15 protein-coding genes and 1 tRNA gene are annotated in these 17,053 nt (G+C 67.6%); 9 read left to right on the top strand and 7 right to left on the bottom strand.

Translation table 11 applies throughout. The annotated features are described in order from the left end of the window. The first annotated feature begins 57 nt into the window (after window positions 1–57). Window positions 58–1,317 (top strand): diaminopropionate ammonia-lyase, encoded by a 1,260-nt coding sequence (locus J2Y49_RS16540; RefSeq protein ID WP_310115957.1) that lies wholly within the window; start codon window positions 58–60, stop codon window positions 1,315–1,317. Here the strand turns inward: J2Y49_RS16540 and J2Y49_RS16535 are convergent. Then, entirely contained in the window at window positions 1,298–2,023 is a 726-nt protein-coding gene (locus tag J2Y49_RS16535; protein WP_310115956.1) for a hypothetical protein, read from the bottom strand. The two genes, J2Y49_RS16540 and J2Y49_RS16535, sit on opposite strands and share 20 nt — an antisense overlap. Window positions 2,024–2,254: 231 nt before the next feature. On the opposite strand from J2Y49_RS16535, the gene gatB reads away from it, so the two are divergent. Next, on the top strand, window positions 2,255–3,706 hold the full coding sequence (gatB, locus tag J2Y49_RS16530; protein ID WP_149200153.1) for an Asp-tRNA(Asn)/Glu-tRNA(Gln) amidotransferase subunit GatB: 1,452 nt from the start codon (window positions 2,255–2,257) through the stop codon (window positions 3,704–3,706). A 164-nt stretch (window positions 3,707–3,870) separates the two neighbouring features. Further along, window positions 3,871–5,619, top strand: coding sequence for a PAS domain-containing protein (locus J2Y49_RS16525; protein WP_310115955.1), 1,749 nt, complete (start codon window positions 3,871–3,873; stop codon window positions 5,617–5,619). A 39-nt stretch (window positions 5,620–5,658) separates the two neighbouring features. On the opposite strand, the gene J2Y49_RS16520 is transcribed toward J2Y49_RS16525, so the two are convergent. Next, on the bottom strand, window positions 5,659–5,895 hold the full coding sequence (locus J2Y49_RS16520) for a hypothetical protein (RefSeq protein ID WP_014188024.1): 237 nt from the start codon (window positions 5,893–5,895) through the stop codon (window positions 5,659–5,661). A gap of 296 nt (window positions 5,896–6,191) precedes the next feature. Between J2Y49_RS16520 and J2Y49_RS16515 the strand changes: the two genes are divergently transcribed. After that, window positions 6,192–6,284, top strand: a tRNA-Ser gene (locus J2Y49_RS16515). A 362-nt stretch (window positions 6,285–6,646) separates the two neighbouring features. On the opposite strand, the gene J2Y49_RS16510 is transcribed toward J2Y49_RS16515, so the two are convergent. Together J2Y49_RS16510 and oxlT are read right to left on the bottom strand one after the other, a co-directional pair. Continuing rightward, window positions 6,647–6,946, bottom strand: coding sequence for a cupin domain-containing protein (locus tag J2Y49_RS16510; protein ID WP_310115954.1), 300 nt, complete (start codon window positions 6,944–6,946; stop codon window positions 6,647–6,649). A 177-nt stretch (window positions 6,947–7,123) separates the two neighbouring features. Then, the gene (oxlT, locus tag J2Y49_RS16505; RefSeq protein WP_310115953.1) at window positions 7,124–8,431 is read right to left on the bottom strand and encodes an oxalate/formate MFS antiporter; all 1,308 of its coding nucleotides are present in this window, start codon (window positions 8,429–8,431) and stop codon (window positions 7,124–7,126) included. A gap of 352 nt (window positions 8,432–8,783) precedes the next feature. Here oxlT and J2Y49_RS16500 point away from each other — a divergent pair, with 352 nt between their 5' ends. Both J2Y49_RS16500 and J2Y49_RS16495 read left to right on the top strand, forming a co-directional pair. Beyond that, window positions 8,784–9,425 (top strand): thiamine phosphate synthase, encoded by a 642-nt coding sequence (locus tag J2Y49_RS16500; protein WP_310115952.1) that lies wholly within the window; start codon window positions 8,784–8,786, stop codon window positions 9,423–9,425. A gap of 162 nt (window positions 9,426–9,587) precedes the next feature. Next, window positions 9,588–10,277 (top strand): GntR family transcriptional regulator, encoded by a 690-nt coding sequence (locus J2Y49_RS16495; RefSeq protein ID WP_014188034.1) that lies wholly within the window; start codon window positions 9,588–9,590, stop codon window positions 10,275–10,277. A gap of 143 nt (window positions 10,278–10,420) precedes the next feature. On the opposite strand, the gene pyk is transcribed toward J2Y49_RS16495, so the two are convergent. Next, a complete protein-coding gene (pyk, locus tag J2Y49_RS16490; protein ID WP_310115951.1) occupies window positions 10,421–11,887 on the bottom strand; it encodes a pyruvate kinase in 1,467 nt (488 codons plus the stop codon). Window positions 11,888–12,086: 199 nt separating this feature from the next. Here pyk and J2Y49_RS16485 point away from each other — a divergent pair, with 199 nt between their 5' ends. The 3 genes from J2Y49_RS16485 (at window position 12,087) to J2Y49_RS16475 (ending at window position 15,319) form a co-directional block, all read left to right on the top strand. After that, window positions 12,087–12,881, top strand: a complete 795-nt coding sequence (locus tag J2Y49_RS16485; RefSeq protein ID WP_310115950.1) for an NUDIX domain-containing protein — start codon at window positions 12,087–12,089, stop codon at window positions 12,879–12,881. Window positions 12,882–13,034: 153 nt separating this feature from the next. Then, the gene (locus J2Y49_RS16480; protein WP_310115949.1) at window positions 13,035–13,610 is read left to right on the top strand and encodes an NAD(P)-binding domain-containing protein; all 576 of its coding nucleotides are present in this window, start codon (window positions 13,035–13,037) and stop codon (window positions 13,608–13,610) included. Between the two features lie 8 nt (window positions 13,611–13,618). Further along, window positions 13,619–15,319, top strand: a complete 1,701-nt coding sequence (locus J2Y49_RS16475) for a pyruvate, phosphate dikinase (RefSeq protein ID WP_310115948.1) — start codon at window positions 13,619–13,621, stop codon at window positions 15,317–15,319. Window positions 15,320–15,355: 36 nt separating this feature from the next. On the opposite strand, the gene J2Y49_RS16470 is transcribed toward J2Y49_RS16475, so the two are convergent. Continuing rightward, on the bottom strand, window positions 15,356–16,285 hold the full coding sequence (locus J2Y49_RS16470) for a histone deacetylase family protein (protein WP_310115947.1): 930 nt from the start codon (window positions 16,283–16,285) through the stop codon (window positions 15,356–15,358). A gap of 73 nt (window positions 16,286–16,358) precedes the next feature. Next, the gene (locus J2Y49_RS16465; protein WP_310115946.1) at window positions 16,359–16,814 is read right to left on the bottom strand and encodes a CBS domain-containing protein; all 456 of its coding nucleotides are present in this window, start codon (window positions 16,812–16,814) and stop codon (window positions 16,359–16,361) included. Window positions 16,815–17,053: the final 239 nt, after the last annotated feature.

Genomic DNA, 17,053 nt, shown 5'->3' with positions numbered 1-17,053 from the left:
CGCGGGATATGCCGTCGCGGACGACGGCGCTCACCGGCCGGCCCGGAGAGCCAAGCCATGCCCCACCAAGCGGTCTCCCCAACCTCCTGCCTGCCGCGCCTCCATTCGAACCCGCGCGCCGACCATGAGCGGGCCTACGGCCCGTCCGAACGCGCGATCCTGAGTCGCGCCGCTTTCGAAGAGGCGATTGCGGAGATCGGGGCATGGCCCGGCTATGCTCCGACGCCGCTGCGCTCCCTGCCGGGACTGGCGCGGGAGGCCGGGATCGACCGGCTCTGGTACAAGGATGAAAGTGCCCGCTTCGCTTTGGGCAGCTTCAAGGCGCTGGGCGGGGCGTACGCCGTACTGCGGCTGCTGGCGCGGGAGGTGACGGCGCGGGTGCCGGGCGTGCCGGTGACGGCGCTCGATCTCGTCGTCGGCCGCTATGCCCGGGTAACGCGTACGCTGACCGTGACCACCGCGACCGACGGCAACCACGGCCGTTCGGTGGCCTGGGGGGCGCAGGTGTTCGGCTGCAACTGCGTGGTGTACGTGCCGGCGGCCTGCTCGCCCGGGCGCCGTGCGGCCATCGAGGCGTACGGGGCGCGGGTGGTGGTGGTCGACGGGTCGTATGACGATGCGGTGCGCCGGGCCGCCGCCGATGCGGCGGAGCAGGGCTGGTTCGTCGTCTCCGACACCTCCTATACCGGCTATATGGATGTCCCGCGCGACGTGATGCAGGGCTACACCGTGATGGTGGAGGAGGCGATCTCCCAGCTTCCCGCCAGCGAACGGCCGACCCACGTGTTCGTGCAGGGCGGTGTAGGCAGCCTGCCGGCGGCTGTCTGCGGCCATCTGTGGGAAAGCTGGGGCCGCCAGCGTCCGCGCTTCGTGGTGGTGGAGCCGCACAATGCCGATTGCCTGTACCAGAGTGCCGTCGCCGGCCGTCCGATGCGGTCGGAGGGTGACCTGGACACGGTGATGGCCGGGCTGGCCTGCGGCGAGGTCTCGTTGCTGGCCTGGGCGATCCTGGAGCGCGGCGCCGACGATTTCCTGACCATTCCCGACGAAGGGGCCGTCACCGCCATGCGCAAGCTGGCCGACGGCAAGCATGGCGGTCGGCCGATCGTGGCGGGCGAGTCGGGCGTGGCCGGGCTGGCCGGGCTGCTCTGCGCCGCGGCACATGGGGAGGTGCGGCTCGCCCTCGGCCTCGCGCCCGATGCGCGTGTGCTGGTGTTCGGGACCGAGGGGGCGACCGACCCGGAGGTCTATGAGCGGATCGTCGGCCGCTCGCCGGAGATGGTGGCGGAGGAGCCGGTCAGCGCAGCAGGTCGGTGACGATGTTGGCGCCATCGGCGGTCAGGCGGTCGGCGGTCTCGCGATAGTCGCGGGCGCCGGAGAAGCCGCCAGCTGCCGTCACGCGCTGGATCCAGACCGGGGAGGCGCCCAGCGACACCAGCCGCTGCACCATCGCCTGGGTGGAGCGCATGGTCATCCGGCCGTTCTCCGCCATGCGCGGGGCATGGACCATGAACTCCGCACGAGGGGCCGCATAGCGGGGATAGCCGGCCAGATACAGGCCGACGCACATGCTTTCGCAGGAGTCGCCGTCGCGCACCCGGGTGGCGACCGGACGGCCGCCCTGGCGTTCGGCCAGCACCGCGTCGATCATGCGATATCCCGCCGCCGTGAAGCCGCCGGGGCTCGACAGTTCGACCACCACCGGATGGCGTGCAGGCAGGGCGTGCAGGGCGTCGACGAAGCGGCGCTCCGCCCCCGGCGTGATGATGCCGTCCAACCGCAGGACCGTGGCCTCGCCCTGGTCGCTGCGCGACAGGATGGCGTCGGGGAACTCGGCGGAGGCCGGCGCAGCGGGCGCCGGGTTGACGGTCACCGGGGTGAGGGAGACGCTGGCCTGGCGGGTGGAGTTTGGCTGGGTGGCGGCCGGCTGCGTGGCGGCATGGCTGATCGCGGCACCCGCCACCAGCAGCCCGCCCAGAGCCGCACCGAACCCGATCTTCCGCACCAGCGCCTGAACCGACATCACGACCTCCCCGCTCGACCTGTTCAGCGTGGCGGTCAAAGCTTGCCCGAGGGTTAACGGAGCGTCTGTGGCGGGCCGCACAATGGGGGTAGAAAGGATGCGGCGCGATAAAGCGTGCGCGCGGGCGCAAAGGGCGTTAGAAGAAACAGGATTCCAAGGGTATGGCCGGGGCGCCCGTTTTCGCGGCGGTTCACGGACCGTCCCGTGCCGTGAACGTCGAAGAGCGGAACGATGTCGTACATCCAGGGTGAAACGGGCGATTGGGAAGTGGTGATCGGGCTTGAGGTCCATGCCCAGGTGATTTCGAACGCGAAGCTGTTCTCCGGCTCCGCCACCGAATTCGGGGCCGCGCCGAACAGCCAGGTCAGCTTCGTCGACGCCGCGTTCCCCGGCATGCTGCCCGTCATCAACGAATATTGCGTCGAACAGGCGGTCCGCACGGGCCTGGGCCTGAAGGCGCAGATCAACCTGAACTCGGTCTTCGACCGCAAGAACTACTTCTATGCCGATCTGCCGCAGGGCTATCAGATCAGCCAGTTCCTGCAGCCGATCGTCGGCAAGGGCGAGATCGTGCTGGACCTGCCGGACGGCACCAGCCGCACGGTCGGCGTCACCCGCCTGCACCTGGAACAGGACGCCGGCAAGTCGCTGCACGACCAGCACCCGTCCAAGACCTACATCGACCTGAACCGGTCGGGCGTGGCGCTGATGGAGATCGTGTCGGAACCCGACATGCGGAGCTCGGAGGAGGCGGGCGCCTATGTGCGCAAGCTGCGGTCGATCCTGCGCTATCTCGGCACCTGCGACGGCAACATGGAGGAAGGCTCCATGCGCTGCGACGTCAACGTGTCGGTGCGCAAGCCGGGCGACCCCTTCGGCACCCGCTGCGAGATCAAGAACGTCAACTCGATCCGCTTCGTCATGCAGGCCATCGAGTATGAGGCGCGCCGCCAGATCGAGATCATTGAGGAAGGCGGCAAGATCGACCAGGAGACCCGCCTGTGGGACACGACCAAGTTCGTGACCCGCTCGATGCGGTCGAAGGAAGAGGCGCACGACTACCGCTATTTCCCGGATCCCGACCTGCTGCCGCTCGAACTCGATGCGGACTGGGTGGAGGACATCAAGAAGACGCTGCCTGAGCTGCCGGACGACAAGAAGGCCCGCTTCATCGAAGACTACAAGCTGTCGGTCTATGACGCCGGCGTGCTGGTCTCGGAGAAGTCGAAGGCCGACTATTTCGAGGCGGTGGCCAAGGGCCGCGATCCCAAGCTGGCCTCCAACTGGGTCACCGGCGAACTGTTCGGCTATCTGAACAAGGCCGGCAAGGAGATCGAGGAGAGCCCGGTGTCCGCCGAGAATCTCGGTGGCCTGATCGACCTGATCGCCGACAACACCATCTCCGGCCGCATCGCCAAGGAAGTGTTCGAGACGATGTTCGAGACCGGCGAGAAGGCCGCCGACATCGTCGAGAAGAAGGGTCTGCGGCAGGTCACCGACACCAGCGCCATCGAAGGATCGATCGACGCCGTCCTGGCCGCCAATCCCGACAAGGTGGCGGAATTCCGCAGTGGCAAGGACAAGCTGTTTGGCTTCTTCGTCGGTCAGGTGATGAAGGCGACGCAGGGCAAGGCCAACCCGGCTATGGTCAACGAAATCCTGACCAAGAAGCTGAAGGGGTAAGCGCCCGCACCCGTTTGGCGGTGCGCAATCGCCATACTGTCCGAAAGAAAGCCTCTCCCCCGCGGGAGAGGCTTTTTTCTTGGGCGATGCGCGGCGATGCGGCAAAGCCCCAGTTGAATTTTCCCGGTTACTATCGCCACAGTGCTGGAAACGGCGGAGGTTCCATGGCGGCAGAACCGGAGATGGTGGCGCTGGCGGGGGTTGCCGCCGGTGGTATGCTGGGGGTGCTGCTGGGCCTTGTCGCTGGGCGCCGGGCCGCCCGCCGGCACACCGCGCCGGGACCGGCCATCCATGAACCGGAAATCGGCGAACGGCTGGAGATGGCTCTGGAGGCCACCGGCGCCGCTGTGTGGGATGCCGATCTGGTGGCCGGCACCTGCTGGTGGTCGGACACCTTTCCGCGCATATTGGGCTACCGCATCCGGCCGCCGATGCCGCCGGACTTCTGGGAGAAGCGGCTGCACGCGGACGATCGCGAGCGGGTGCTGGCCCATATCGCCTCGCATCTGGCGGGGGAGACCACCAGCTACGCCTATTCCTACCGCCTGCGGCACGAAGGCGGCGGCTGGGTGTGGATCGCCGCCAAGGGCCGCGCCTTTCGCGACGAGACCGGGCGGGCAGTGCGCTATGCCGGCATCATGACCGATATCACCGAAGCCCGCCGGCAGGAGGAGCGGCTGCGCGCCAGCGAGGAACGGCTGCTGAAAATCATGGAGGCGGCGCCCATCGCGGTCAACGTCACCACCCGCGACGGCCGCTGGCTGTTCTGCAATGCCCAGTCCGTGCGGCTGATGGGACGCGGCCGGTCCGAGCTGATGCGCACGCCGGTGGCCGATCTGTATGCCGATCCCGTCGACCGCGACGCGCTGATCGCCCGGTTCGACCGCGAAGGTCCCTTCCGCAACGCCGAAATCCGTTTCCGCCGGCCCGATGGCAGCGTCGTCTGGGTTTTGTCGTCCTGGAACAGCATCGAACTGGACGGCGAAGCGGCTCTGCTGACCTGGCTTTACGACATCACCGACCGGAAGGCCGCCGAGTCGGCGATGGTTCAGGCGCGGGAGGAGGCGGAGCAGGCGCTGGCCGACCTGCGCGAGGCACAGGAAAGCCTGATCCAGGCCGAAACGATGGCCTCGCTCGGCCAGCTGGTGGCGGGTGTCGCGCACGAGATCAACACGCCCATCGGCATCGGCCTGACGGCGGCCAGCCACATCGGCGAACAGGCGCAGATCCTGCGCGACCGCTTCACCGGCAACACGCTGCGCCGGTCGGAATTCCTGGAGTTCCTGGATGGATTGAGCGAGAGCAGCCGCCTGCTGATGGCCAACATCGACCGAGCCGCCTCGCTGGTGCAGAGCTTCAAGCAGGTGGCGGTCGACCAGTCTTCCGGCGACCGGCGGGTGTTCGAACTGGGCAGCTATATCCGCGAACTGCTGTTCTCGCTCCGCCCGCGGCTGAAGCGCACGAACCTGAAGGTAGCGGTGGAGTGCGACGACGAACTGACGATGGACAGCTTCCCCGGCGCCCTGGGGCAGGTTCTGACCAATCTGGTGATCAATGCCGTCGTCCACGCCTATGGCGACGGCGACCGGACTGGTGATAGACCGGCCGGGACGATCCGGATCACTGCGCAGCCGGATGGGACCGAGCGGGTGCGACTCGACTTCATCGACGATGGCGCCGGCATCGCACCGGAACATCTGTCGAAGGTGTTCGACCCCTTCTTCACCACCAAGCGGGGGCAGGGCGGTTCGGGCCTTGGCCTGCACATCGTGTTCAACACGGTCACCGGCCCACTGGGCGGTACGGTGTCCGTCCAGTCCTGGCCGGGGCAGGGGACCCGCTTCACCATCCTGCTGCCCCGTGAAGCACCGGCGATTCAGCCGATGCCGGCCGAGGAGCCGGCACTGACCTGAACTGGCGGTGCGGAGCAGACGGTCGGCCGGGGCAGCGGATCAGGCGACGTGCAGTTCGTGGAACTGGAGATGCTTGGGCCGGCGGCCGCGGCGCTTGGGAGCCGCGAAGTTGGCGAGCGCCCCGTTCTCACCGCGCAGTTCGGCATTCAGTTCCTGAACGCAGCGTTGCAGCAGTTCCTTCTCCCGCTGGTCTTCGCGGTCGGTGATTTCCAGGCAGCTCAGCTTGATCTCGACGAGATCGATCAGCGTTTCGGCGCAACGGCGTGACAGGGTCATCGAATCCTCCACGGCATCGGGGTGCGGCGTCACTGTCCGGTGGGGCGGGCCTTTCGGAATCGACCTCGCACGACCGAGTTGAGCGTCACCCGGGCTTCCTGTTGGGCTTTTTGTTGCTCATGGTTGCATCATAACCGACGAACTTTAAAAAGCACCTAAAATTTTATATAGATTTGTCCCATTCTTATGTTTTTCAGGAAAAGCGCGTTTCGGCCTCCGTAAGCGTTGACAAGGGTACGGCTGGCCATTAGAAACCTCCCCACGCCAGCGGTGCCCCACGGGACGCCGCTCTGGCTGGAGGGGTGGCCGAGTGGCTGAAGGCAACGGTTTGCTAAACCGTCATAGGGTTTAAAGCCCTATCGTGGGTTCGAATCCCATCCCCTCCGCCATCATATTTAGCTAGAGCGTTGAATCACAAGCTGATTGAGCTCTACGCCCACATTCATCTCGGCAAATTGATCCGCAGCCTTCACCGTCGAGGGTGATACGCGGGCCATTTCGAAGTTGCCGTGGAGTTCGGTCCATTGTGCGGTCCCGAACTCCAGGCCAGGACCGCAAGAGCCCCACCGGAGAAATCCGCTGTGGGGTTTTTCGTTTTGGGACTGATCTGTCCAATTGCGCCCCGCCTGCCAGGAAATTGAAGGCGGTCCGAGGCTGAGAAGAACTTGTCTGTGCCGTCGGGTGCCTGGCCGTCACCGAATGGCCGTAGCGGCGTCGCGGACTGTACGTCCGCGACAGCCACCTGCCGGCTTCAGCCATCCTGGAGCAGTTCGACCTCGACGAACACAATGTCCGTGGTGCCGTTGTTGATCACGTTGTGGCTGACGCCGGCCTTGCGGAAGTAGGACCGTCCCGGCTCCAAGGGGAACTGCCGCTCCGATCCGTCCGGATCCACGATGGTGAACGACCCCGAGGTGATCGGCACGATCACATAGTCATAACCATGGACATGAGCTCCGGTCTCGGCCCCCGGCACCAGACGCCATTCGGTGACACGGGTGCGTTCGCCTTCGACATGCGTCACCGAAACGGCCTGTGGGCGCGTGCTCATCACATTCCTCATTCATCGTTCGAGCCTACCCGTCAAGCGTAGCACGCAAACCGTTGAAATGCCGGAAGGAAAGCGGTGCGGCACCTTGGCCCGCCACACCGCTTCCTTCGGTGATCCCTTGCTGTCCGATCCGGCCTGTGGGCAGATGCGCCGGATCAGGCGTCCTCCCGGTTCCGATCAGTCGGCCAGTCGGGTGGTCAGGCGCGGTGCCGTGCCGGTCGCGGCGGCGATGTAGCGGGCGCGCCGCGGCTTCAGGACGAACAGGGCGAGGAAGGCGGCTAGCGCATTGACGATGGCGACGCTGTAGAACACGGTCTGCCAGCTACCGGTCGCCTCGACCATCAGGTTGCCGATGGGGACCAGCAGGGCCGCCGTGCCCTTGGCGGTGTAGAGAAGCCCGGCATTGGTGGCGGCGAAGCGCGAGCCGAAGGTGTCGCCGCAGCAGGCCGGGAACAGGCTGAAGATCTCGCCCCAGGCGAAAAACACCAGACCGGTCAGGATGACGAAGGCCAGCGGGTCGGCGCCATAGGCGCTGAGCGCCATCACGCCCGCCGCTTCGATGGCGAAGGCGATGAACATGGTGTTCTCGCGGCCGATATGGTCGGATACCCAGCCGAAGAAGGGCCGCGTGATGCCGTTCATCACCCGGTCGATGGACAGGGCGAAGGTCAGGGCCGGCAGGGTCAGGCCCAGGATGCTGACCGGCGCGTCGACCAGACCCATGTCGGCCGCGATGGGGCCGAGCTGCGCCGTCACCATCAGCCCACCGGCGGCGACCATGGTGAACATGGCGTACATGATCCAGAAGACGGGGGTGCGCAGCATCTCCTGCGGGGTGAAGTGGCGGCGCTCGGCTGCGGCGGCCGTAGTGGGGCGGCCGTAGCCCATCCTCGGCGGGTCGGCCAGGAACCAGGCCAGCACCAGGATCACCAACCCCTGGCCCAGCCCGAACACCAGGAAGGTCTGTTCGAAGCCCGAGGTCTCGATCATGGTGGCGATCGGCACCACGGTGAGAGCGGACCCGGCGCCGAAACCGGCGGCGGTCAGGCCGGCGGCAAGGCCGCGGCGGTCGGGAAACCACTTCAGGGCGTTGCCGACGCAGGTGCCATAGACGCCACCGGCGCCGATGCCGCCGATCACCGCGGCGAGGTAGAGCAGCGTCAGCGAATCCGCCACAGCGTTCAGCGCCCAGGACAGGGCGCACAGCACGCCGCCGACCAGCACGACGATGCGCGGGCCGAATTTGTCGACGAACCACCCCTCCACCGGCACCAGCCAGGTTTCGGTGACGATGAAGATGGTGAAGGCCACCTGGATCGCGGTGCGACCCCAGCCATGCTTGTCGTCGATCGGTTCGACGAACAGGGTCCAGCCATATTGCAGGTTGGCGATCATCGACATGCAGACGATGCCGATGGCCAGCTGCATCCAGCGCCCGCCCCAGGGCGCGACCTGAGCGGTGTTGCCGTGCGTCTCACGCACCATGTTCTACCTCCCCGTTTCCACCCGACAAGTTCTGTTCGGACGTCCGGACCATTTGCTTTTTCGTGGCTTTGCCATGCGCTTTTGGTGTCTGGTCCGGAAAAAGGCCATGGGACGGGGCGGTTCGTGACCAACTTATGGTTGCTGGCATGCCAAATGCCCCATGCCCGCCTTAACGATCATCAGTTTAACGAACAGTGTCAATACAAAGCATTTTGCCGCACTGCGGCGATCCGCATTTTGTCCAACGGATTCCATTGAATTTCCGCGGATTGGAAAGCTTTGGATCCAGTATATGGCTGAAAGGGTTATGCCCCGTGATCGTGCTCGGCCGAATTGGAGGGGGATTGGACCTATGATCGTTCCCGTGCCGCCGCTGCTGGTGATCACCGACCGGCACCTCTCATCCCTGCCGCTGCCGGAACTGGCTGACCGGCTCTTCGCGTCCGGCGTGCGCTGGCTGTCCTTGCGCGACAAGGACTTGGCCGATGTGGAGCGTCTGGCTTTGGCCCGTGTGCTGCTTGGGCGCGCTCGGCCCTGGGGGGCGAGGATCACCCTGCACGGGGACCCGGCGCTGGCGGCGGAAGCGGGGGTGGACGGGGTGCATCTGCCGGCAGGCTTCGATCCGGCGGCGGCGCGTGCCCTGCTGGGACCGGCGGCATCGATCGGGCTGTCGGGTCACGACTCGGATGGCGCCGATCTGGTCGAACGGGTGCGCGGGCAGGTCGATTACCTCACCCTGTCGCCGATCTTCCCGTCGGCCAGCAAGCCGGGCTATGGGCCGTGCCTGGGCACCTCCGGGTTGCAGCGATGGGCGGGGCGGGGCCTGCCTGTGTTCGCGCTGGGCGGCATCGATGGGCCGCAGGCGGTGGCGGATAGCCTTGCCGCCGGTGCGGCCGGGGTGGCGGTGATGGGGCTGGCGATGCGCGATCCGCAAGCGCTTGGGCCGCTGCTTGCGGCAGCGGCGGGCAGAACCGCGCCGCCGCCCCCCGGTTGAGATCAAGCGGTATTCCGCCGCGTCCCTCTGGACATTTCAGCGCCTTGCAAGCATCTGGTATGTAGGATACGAAAAGACCAAAGGACCAGAGCCCGCGCCTGATCAGCCGGAGCCTGACCGGGCGCGCCGCAATAGCCGGCGAGACATAAGGACATCCATTTCATGACCGTTCCCGCTCTCAACGTTCAGCCCCTCGACACCGGAACGACCTTCCGCAGTCAGGTCTATCACGCGCTGAAGCAGGCGATCACGGAGATGGACATCTACGACCATGACCGCGAGATCCGGCTGGACGAACGGCAGCTCAGCGACAAGCTCGGCGTCAGCCGCACCCCGATCCGCGAAGCGCTGACCCTGCTGGAGCAGGAAGGCTTCATCCGTCTGCAGCCGCGCCGCGGCATTTTCGTGGTGCGCAAGACCAAGACCGAGATCATCGAGATGATCCAGGTCTGGGCCGCGCTGGAAAGCATGGCCGCGCGCATGGCCGCCGAACACGCCCCGGCGGCGGAGATCCACAAGCTGTGGGACCTGTTCGGCAGCTTCGAGCAGCGCAGCCCGAAGGACCATGTCAGCGAATATTCCGACGCCAACATCGCCTTCCACAAGAGCATCATCCAGCTGAGCGGGTCGAAGCTGATCCAGGACGTCACCGACAACCTGTTCATCCACATGCGGGCGATCCGCAAGCTGACCATCGGCCAGGAGGACCGGGCCGAACGCTCGATCCACGACCACCGCGCCATCATCAAGGCCCTGGAGGAGCGCAACGCGGATCTGGCCGAACGGCTGGTGCGCGAGCACACCATGGGTCTGGCCGCGCATGTGCAGAAGCACTGCGATTTTCTGGAGTGAGGGTATTCAGGCGGCGTGAGACCCCCACCCTTACCCTCCCCCGCTGGGCGGGGGAGGGGATTAAGTGCTTGGTCGGAAAAGCAGCGGCAGTCCCTCCCCCGCCCAGCGGGGGAGGATAGGTGGGGGTCTAACTCCACCGACTATCACGCCGTCACCACCTCCCGCTGCGCCGCTTCCGCCTTCGGCGCATCCTCCCCGTCGATGGTCACCACGCGCAGGGAGTTCGTCTTGCCCGGCGTACCGAACGGAACGCCCGCGGTGACCACCAGCGACTGGCCCGGGCTGCCGATGCCGGTCTCGGCCGCGGCGGTCAGCGCACGGCCGACCATCTCCGAGAAATTCGCCACGTCGTCGGTCAGCACCGCATGGACGCCCCAAGCCAGCGACAGCCGCCGCGCGGTCTCCCGCTTGGAACTGAGGCCGAGGATCGGCACGCCGGGACGTTCGCGGGAGGCGCGCAGCGTGGTCGACCCGGTGGTGGTGTAGGTGACGATCGCGGCGGCGCTGATGGTCTCCGCCACCTGGCGGGCGGCGGCGGTCAGCGCGTCGGGGGCGGTCGCCTCCGGGCTCGGGTGGTCGGCGTCCATGATGCGGCGGTAGAGCGGGTCGCCCTCCACCCGGCGGACGATGCGCTCCATCATCGCCACCGCCTCCACCGGATAGCGGCCGGAGGCCGATTCGGCGGACAGCATCACCGCATCCGCCCCGTCATAGACGGCGTTGGCGACGTCCGACGCCTCGGCGCGGGTCGGGGTCGGTTCCGACACCATCGATTCCAGCATCTGGGTGGCGACGATCACCGGCTTGCCCATGGCACGGCTGAGGCGGATCATCTTCTTCTGCAGCCCCGGCACGTCTTCCGGCGGCAACTCCACGCCCAGGTCGCCCCGCGCGACCATCACCGCGTCGGACAGCTCGATGATGCGGTCCAGCGTCGGCAGGGCCGCCGGCTTCTCGATCTTGGTCATCACATGGGCGCGCCCGCCGATCAGCTCGCGCGCCTCCAGGATGTCTTCCGGCCGCTGGACGAAGCTGAGGCCGATCCAGTCCACCCCCAGCTCCAGCCCGAAGGCGAGGTCGCTGCGGTCCTTCTCCGACAGGGCGCTGAGCGCCAGCGCGGCACCCGGCACATTGACGCCCTTGCGGTCGGACAGGGCGCCGCCGGCCACCACCTCCGTCTCCGCGAAGTCGGGGCCGCAGTCCAGAACGCGCAGCCTGATGCGTCCGTCATTCAGCAAAAGGTTCAGTCCCGGCTCCAGGCTGGCGAAAACCTCCGTATGGGGCAGGCAGACGCGGCGGCTGTCGCCCGGCCGGCGATCGAGATCCAGGCGGAAGCGGTCGCCGATGGCGAGCTCAACCGGCCCGAAGCCGAAGGTCCCGACCCGCAGCTTCGGCCCCTGAAGGTCGAGCAGCACGCCGATCGGCCGGCCCAGCCGCTCCTCGGCGGCGCGGATGCGGGCATAGCGCTCGGCATGTTCGGCCTGGGTGCCGTGGCTGGCGTTCAGGCGGAAGACGTTCACGCCGGCCTGGGCCAAGGCGGTGATCTGGCTTTCCGACGAGCTGGCGGGACCCAGCGTGGCGACGATCTTGGTGCTGCGGTGAAACGGCATGACGACAGCCTTCCTCCGCCCGGCCCTCGGCATGAGGGGCGGGACTGGCGAATGATGGTGCGCTGAATGGCGGTGATGGCGGGATGCTGGAAGGGATGGGCCGGACGGTCAAACGCCGCCCGCCTTGTATTCCGCATCGTGAGAGTGGTTCCTCCCGTCGCGCATGGACAGCCGAAGGGGCGGTCGGCGACACTGGGGCATGTCCGACACCGCTCTCCATACCCCCGTTCCGCCCCATCCCGCCGCCACCCTGATCCTGCTGCGCAACGGGCCGGAAGGCCTGGAACTGCTGGCGATCGAGCGGCATGCCGGCCTGCGCTTCGCCCCTGGCGCCACGGTGTTTCCAGGTGGCCGGCTGGAGGCGGCTGACCATGATCCGTCCTGGCGAGAACACTGGCCGGGTGCCCGCGCGCCCGCCGATCTGCCCCACCGCGTCGCCGCGGTGCGGGAATGCGTGGAGGAATGCGGGGTTCTGCTGTCCCGTGACCCGCCGGAAGCCTCAGAACTTGCGGGACTGCGCGCGGCGATGGCCGCGGGAGAGGGGTTCGGGCCGGCGCTGGCGCGGGCGGGGATGGTTCCGGCACCGGAGCGCATGGCGCCGCTGGCGCGCTGGGTGACACCGGAAACGCTGCCGCGCCGTTTCGACACGCTGTTCTTCCTGGCTCCGGCGCCGTCGGGACAGGAACCGCTCTGCGACGGCGGCGAGGCGGTCGGCGCGCTGTGGGCCACCCCGCGCCGCCTGCTGGAGGAGGAGAAGGCCGGGCGTCGGCGGCTGGTCTATGCCACGCGGATGACCCTGCTGCGGCTGGCGGGCTGTGCCGACATGGCGGCGGCGCTGGCTTGTGCGAAGCACGGCGCGATGGCTGGTGAGGAATTGCCGCCACCGATCCTGCCACGGTTGGTTGAGACGGCGGCCGGTCCGGTCTGGCGGATTCCGGCGGCATGCGGCTTTTTGCCACTGGAGACATCGGCCGAACATGTTAGGCTCGGGTAAGAATAGGCAAGCCTAGGCGGGTTTCCGCGATGTGAAAATTGCGCGATGGTCCTGTTGTGCGATGCGAAGCGCGCAACGAAGCTCTCTTCAGACGCCCTGCCGTCCAGCAATGGCAGCAGGGGGGCGTCCGGGCGGGAGCGGGAGGATCGCGGAATGGATATCGGGTTCATCGGGGGTGGGGAGGTGGCCAATGCGATCATGGACAGGCTGCAGGAGGTGGGGCACCGGCTCCATCACCATCCCCACGCCCATGGTTGCCGGTCGCTCCGTGCCCTTGCCGAGCGGTGCGACGCCGTGATGCTGCTGCTGCCCGATGCCCGGGCCGTGGAAAGGGCGCTGTTCGCCGAACACGGCCTTGCCGCAGGTCTGTCCGGCGGCGAACTGCTGATCGACCTGTCCTCCCTGTCGCCGGATTCGGCTGCGGCCAACGCCGCCCGCATCGCGGATCTCGGCGGGCAACTGGTCGATGCGCCGGTCAGCAGCGGCGCGATGGGGTACAGAATCGACCTTGGCGGCAGCGATACGGCCTGCGCGTGGGCGGAATCGCTGCTGCGGGTGTTTACCTCCACAGTCGAGCGGACCGGTGGTCCGGGTACTGGGCAGCGAGCCCGTCTGGCGCGGAGCGCGGGACGGACCGCCGACTGGACCGGCGACGATCCGGATGGGCTGCACCGGCTGCTGCGCCTGATGGCCTTCGACGAGGCCGATTGTGCGTTGAGCGCGGGATGACCAGAGCCATGATGTCCGACATTACCGCCATCCGCCTTCCCACTCCGGCCATCGCCGTGCCGCACCGCGCCACCCAGCCGGAGGTGATCGTCCCCTTCGGTGCCGGGCTCTCCCGAAGGGCGGACGTGGATCGTCTGGGCAACAAGGGCGCGCGGCTGGTTGAGATGGCCGGGCTCGGCATTCCGGTGCCGCCGGGCTTCGTCATCGCGGCGGAAGCCGGGCAGGGGCTGGCCGCCGGGGATCCGCTGCCGGCCATCCTGTGCACATCGATCGACGAGGCGATCGCGTCGCTGGAAGACCGGGCTGGCGGACGTTTCGGCGATGCCGGCCGGCCGCTTCTGCTGTCGGTCCGCTCGGGCGCGGCGGTGTCGATGCCCGGCATGATGGACAGCATCCTGAATCTGGGGCTCAACGACCACACGGTGACGGGGCTGACGGCGGCATCGGGGGATGCGCGCTTCGCCCACGACTGCTATCGGCGGCTGGTCCAGTCCTTCGGCTGCGTCGTCATGGGCGTGCCCGGCCATCGCTTCGAGGATCTGCTGGAGGAGCACAAGGAGGAGAGGGGGCTCCAGCGTGACGGGGACCTGACGGCGGAGGACTGGCAGGGCCTGCTGCCGCGCTTCCTTCGGTTGGTGGAGACGCGCTGCGGCCGTCCTTTCCCGCAGGACCCGGCGGAACAGCTGCGCATGGCCGTGGCGGCGGTTTTCCGCTCTTGGATGAATCCGCGGGCCGTTGCCTTCCGCGCCTTGCATGGCATCCCGGAGGATATGGGCACGGCGGTGACGGTGCAGGCGATGGTGTTCGGCAATCGCGGGCAGGATTCCGGCACCGGCGTGCTGTTCACCCGCGATCCCTCCACCGGCGCCCCCGGCCTGTGCGGCGAGTTCCTTGCCAATGCGCAAGGGGAGGACGTAGTGTCCGGCACCCGCGATCCCGATCCGCTCAGCGCCGCCCAACCGCATCCGGACCGCTCGATGGAACGCCGGCAGCCCGCGGTCTTCGCCGAGCTGTGCGCGGTGGCGGAGCGGTTGGAGCGCGCCTTCGGCGACATGCAGGACATCGAATTCACAATCGAATCCGGACGCCTGTTCATCCTGCAGTCCCGCAGCGGCAAACGGTCGTCGGAAGCCGCCGTGCGCATCGCCGTCGACATGGCGGAGGAGGGGATCATCAGCCGGGACGAGGCGGTGCGCCGCGTCGATCCCCAGGCGCTGGACGAGCTGCTGCGCCCCACCCTGGCACCCGAGGCGCTGGCCGGCGCGTTCGCCATGGGACTGCCGGCCTCACCCGGCGCGGTGACCGGCCGGGCCGCCTTCACGACCGAGGACGCCATTCGTCTTGCCCGCGGCGGCTCACCGGTGGTGCTGTGCCGGCCGGAAACCTCGCCGGAGGACATCCACGGCATGCATGCCGCGGCCGGTGTCGTCACCGCTCGGGGGGGATTCACCAGCCACGCCGCCACCGTCGCCCGCGGCATGGGCCGTCCCTGCGTCTGTGGAGCCCGCACTTTGCGGATCGATGTGGAGGCGGGGACGATGCAGGCGGGCGAGGTGACGGTCCGCACCGGCGATCTGCTGACCATCGACGGCAGCAACGGGGCGGTGGTGCTGGGAACGGCCCCCTTGCAGCGGCCGGAACCGGATGGCGCCGTCGCGCGCCTGCTGGAATGGGCGCGGAACTGCGGGGTGGGGGTCGCGGCGGATTGAGGACAACCCGCCGCCCTTTCCTCCCGGACTTTTTCCTTAAGCCCGCATCAATGCCTTCAGATGCGCTGCACACCCCTCCGCCAGACCGGTCGCGTCATAGCCGCCTTCCAGCGCCGAAACGACCCGCCCGCCGCAGACCCGGTCGGCGAGATCGACCAGTTTGCGGGTCACCCACTCGAAATCCTCGTTCGTAAGGCCGAGCTGGGCCAGCGGATCGCGCTTGTGCGCGTCGAAGCCGGCCGAGATCAGCAGCAATTCCGGCTGGAAGGCCTCAAGTGCCGGCAGGATCGCGCGTTCCACCGCCTGGCGGAACTCGACGGACCCGCTGTAGGGCTCCAGCGGCAGGTTCAGGATATTGCCGTCCACCCCGCGCTCCCACGAATTGCCGGTGCCGGGATAGAGCGGCGACTGGTGGGTGGAGGCGAAGAACAGGTCGGGATCGTCGGCGAACATAGCTTGGGTGCCGTTGCCGTGATGGACGTCGAAATCGACCACGGCGACGCGCTTCAGCCCATGGGTCTTGCGGGCATGCTCCGCCCCGACCGCGATGTTGTTGAAGACGCAGAACCCCATGGCGCGGGCGGGTTCGGCGTGGTGGCCGCAGGGGCGCACGGCGCAGAAGGCATTCGTCGCCTCGCCGGCCAGCACCGCATCGACCGCGGCGCAGACCGACCCCGCCGCGCGCAGGATGGCTCCGCGCGACCCCGGCGACAGCAGCGTGTCGCCGTCCAGCCGGCGATATCCCTCGTCCGGCACCGCCGCCAGAACCGCCTCCACATACTGGCGCTCATGGACGCGCGACAGCTGTTCCACTTCGGCTTCGGGGGCGGACCGGCGCTCCAACGCGCGGAACTCCGGCCGGTCGAGGACCTGCCACACGACGGCCAGCCGGTCCGGGGCCTCCGGATGGCCGGGGCCGGTGTCGTGGGCGAAGCAATCGTGATGGGTGAAGATCAGGGTGGTCACTGGGCGGCCTCTCCCATGGGAAAGGCGCCGCCGGCCTCGGGTGGGCCGGCGGCGCCGGGTTCGGGGTGGTGGATCAGTGGGCGTAGCTGGTGCCCGCCGGCGGCTCCGGCGTCGCGGCGACCGTGCCTTCCAGCTCCTGCAACTGCAGGCGGGTGAAGTCGCGGGCGCTGACGACGCCGACCAGATGGCCGTCCTCCAGAACCGGAAGATGCCTGATATGATGCTGGTCCATCAGCTGCAGGGCTTGCCGAACGCTGTCGGACGGGGCGCAGGTCACCGGCTGGCGGGTCATCAGCTGCGACACCGGCATGGACAGCAGCGGCGCGCCCCGGTCCAGCAGGGCGTGGACGATGTCGCGTTCCGACAGGACGCCGGCCAGCGTGTTGCCTTCGGTCCGGCAGACGTCCTTGACGACCAGGGCGCTGATGTTCTCCGCCTTCATCAGGCTGATGGCTTCGGCGACCGTGGCGCTGGTCCGCACGGCGACGACGCGGGATTCCTTGGTGCGCAGGATATGTTCGACGTTCATGGCGTGGCTCCTGTCGGCTGGCGGCCCAACGGCTGATGGGGCGGCGGGGCGCTGGGTCCGGCACCACGCTATGGATATGGTATGCCAAATACAGTACGCCAATCAAACAATTTCGTCAGCCAATCAGATCGGCGTGGGAGCCCATTCAAGCTCAAGCTGTTGAACCATCGTACCAAAGCATCAGAGCGAAAATGTTGGCGCTACGGTATGTTTGATTAGCATGCAAACGGACAGCCGCA

The organism is Azospirillum sp. BE72 (assembly GCF_031455875.1).
Lineage (GTDB): Bacteria > Pseudomonadota > Alphaproteobacteria > Azospirillales > Azospirillaceae > Azospirillum.
The sequence above is the reverse complement of the archived record's forward strand: the minus strand, read 5'-3'. Positions and strand labels throughout refer to the sequence as shown.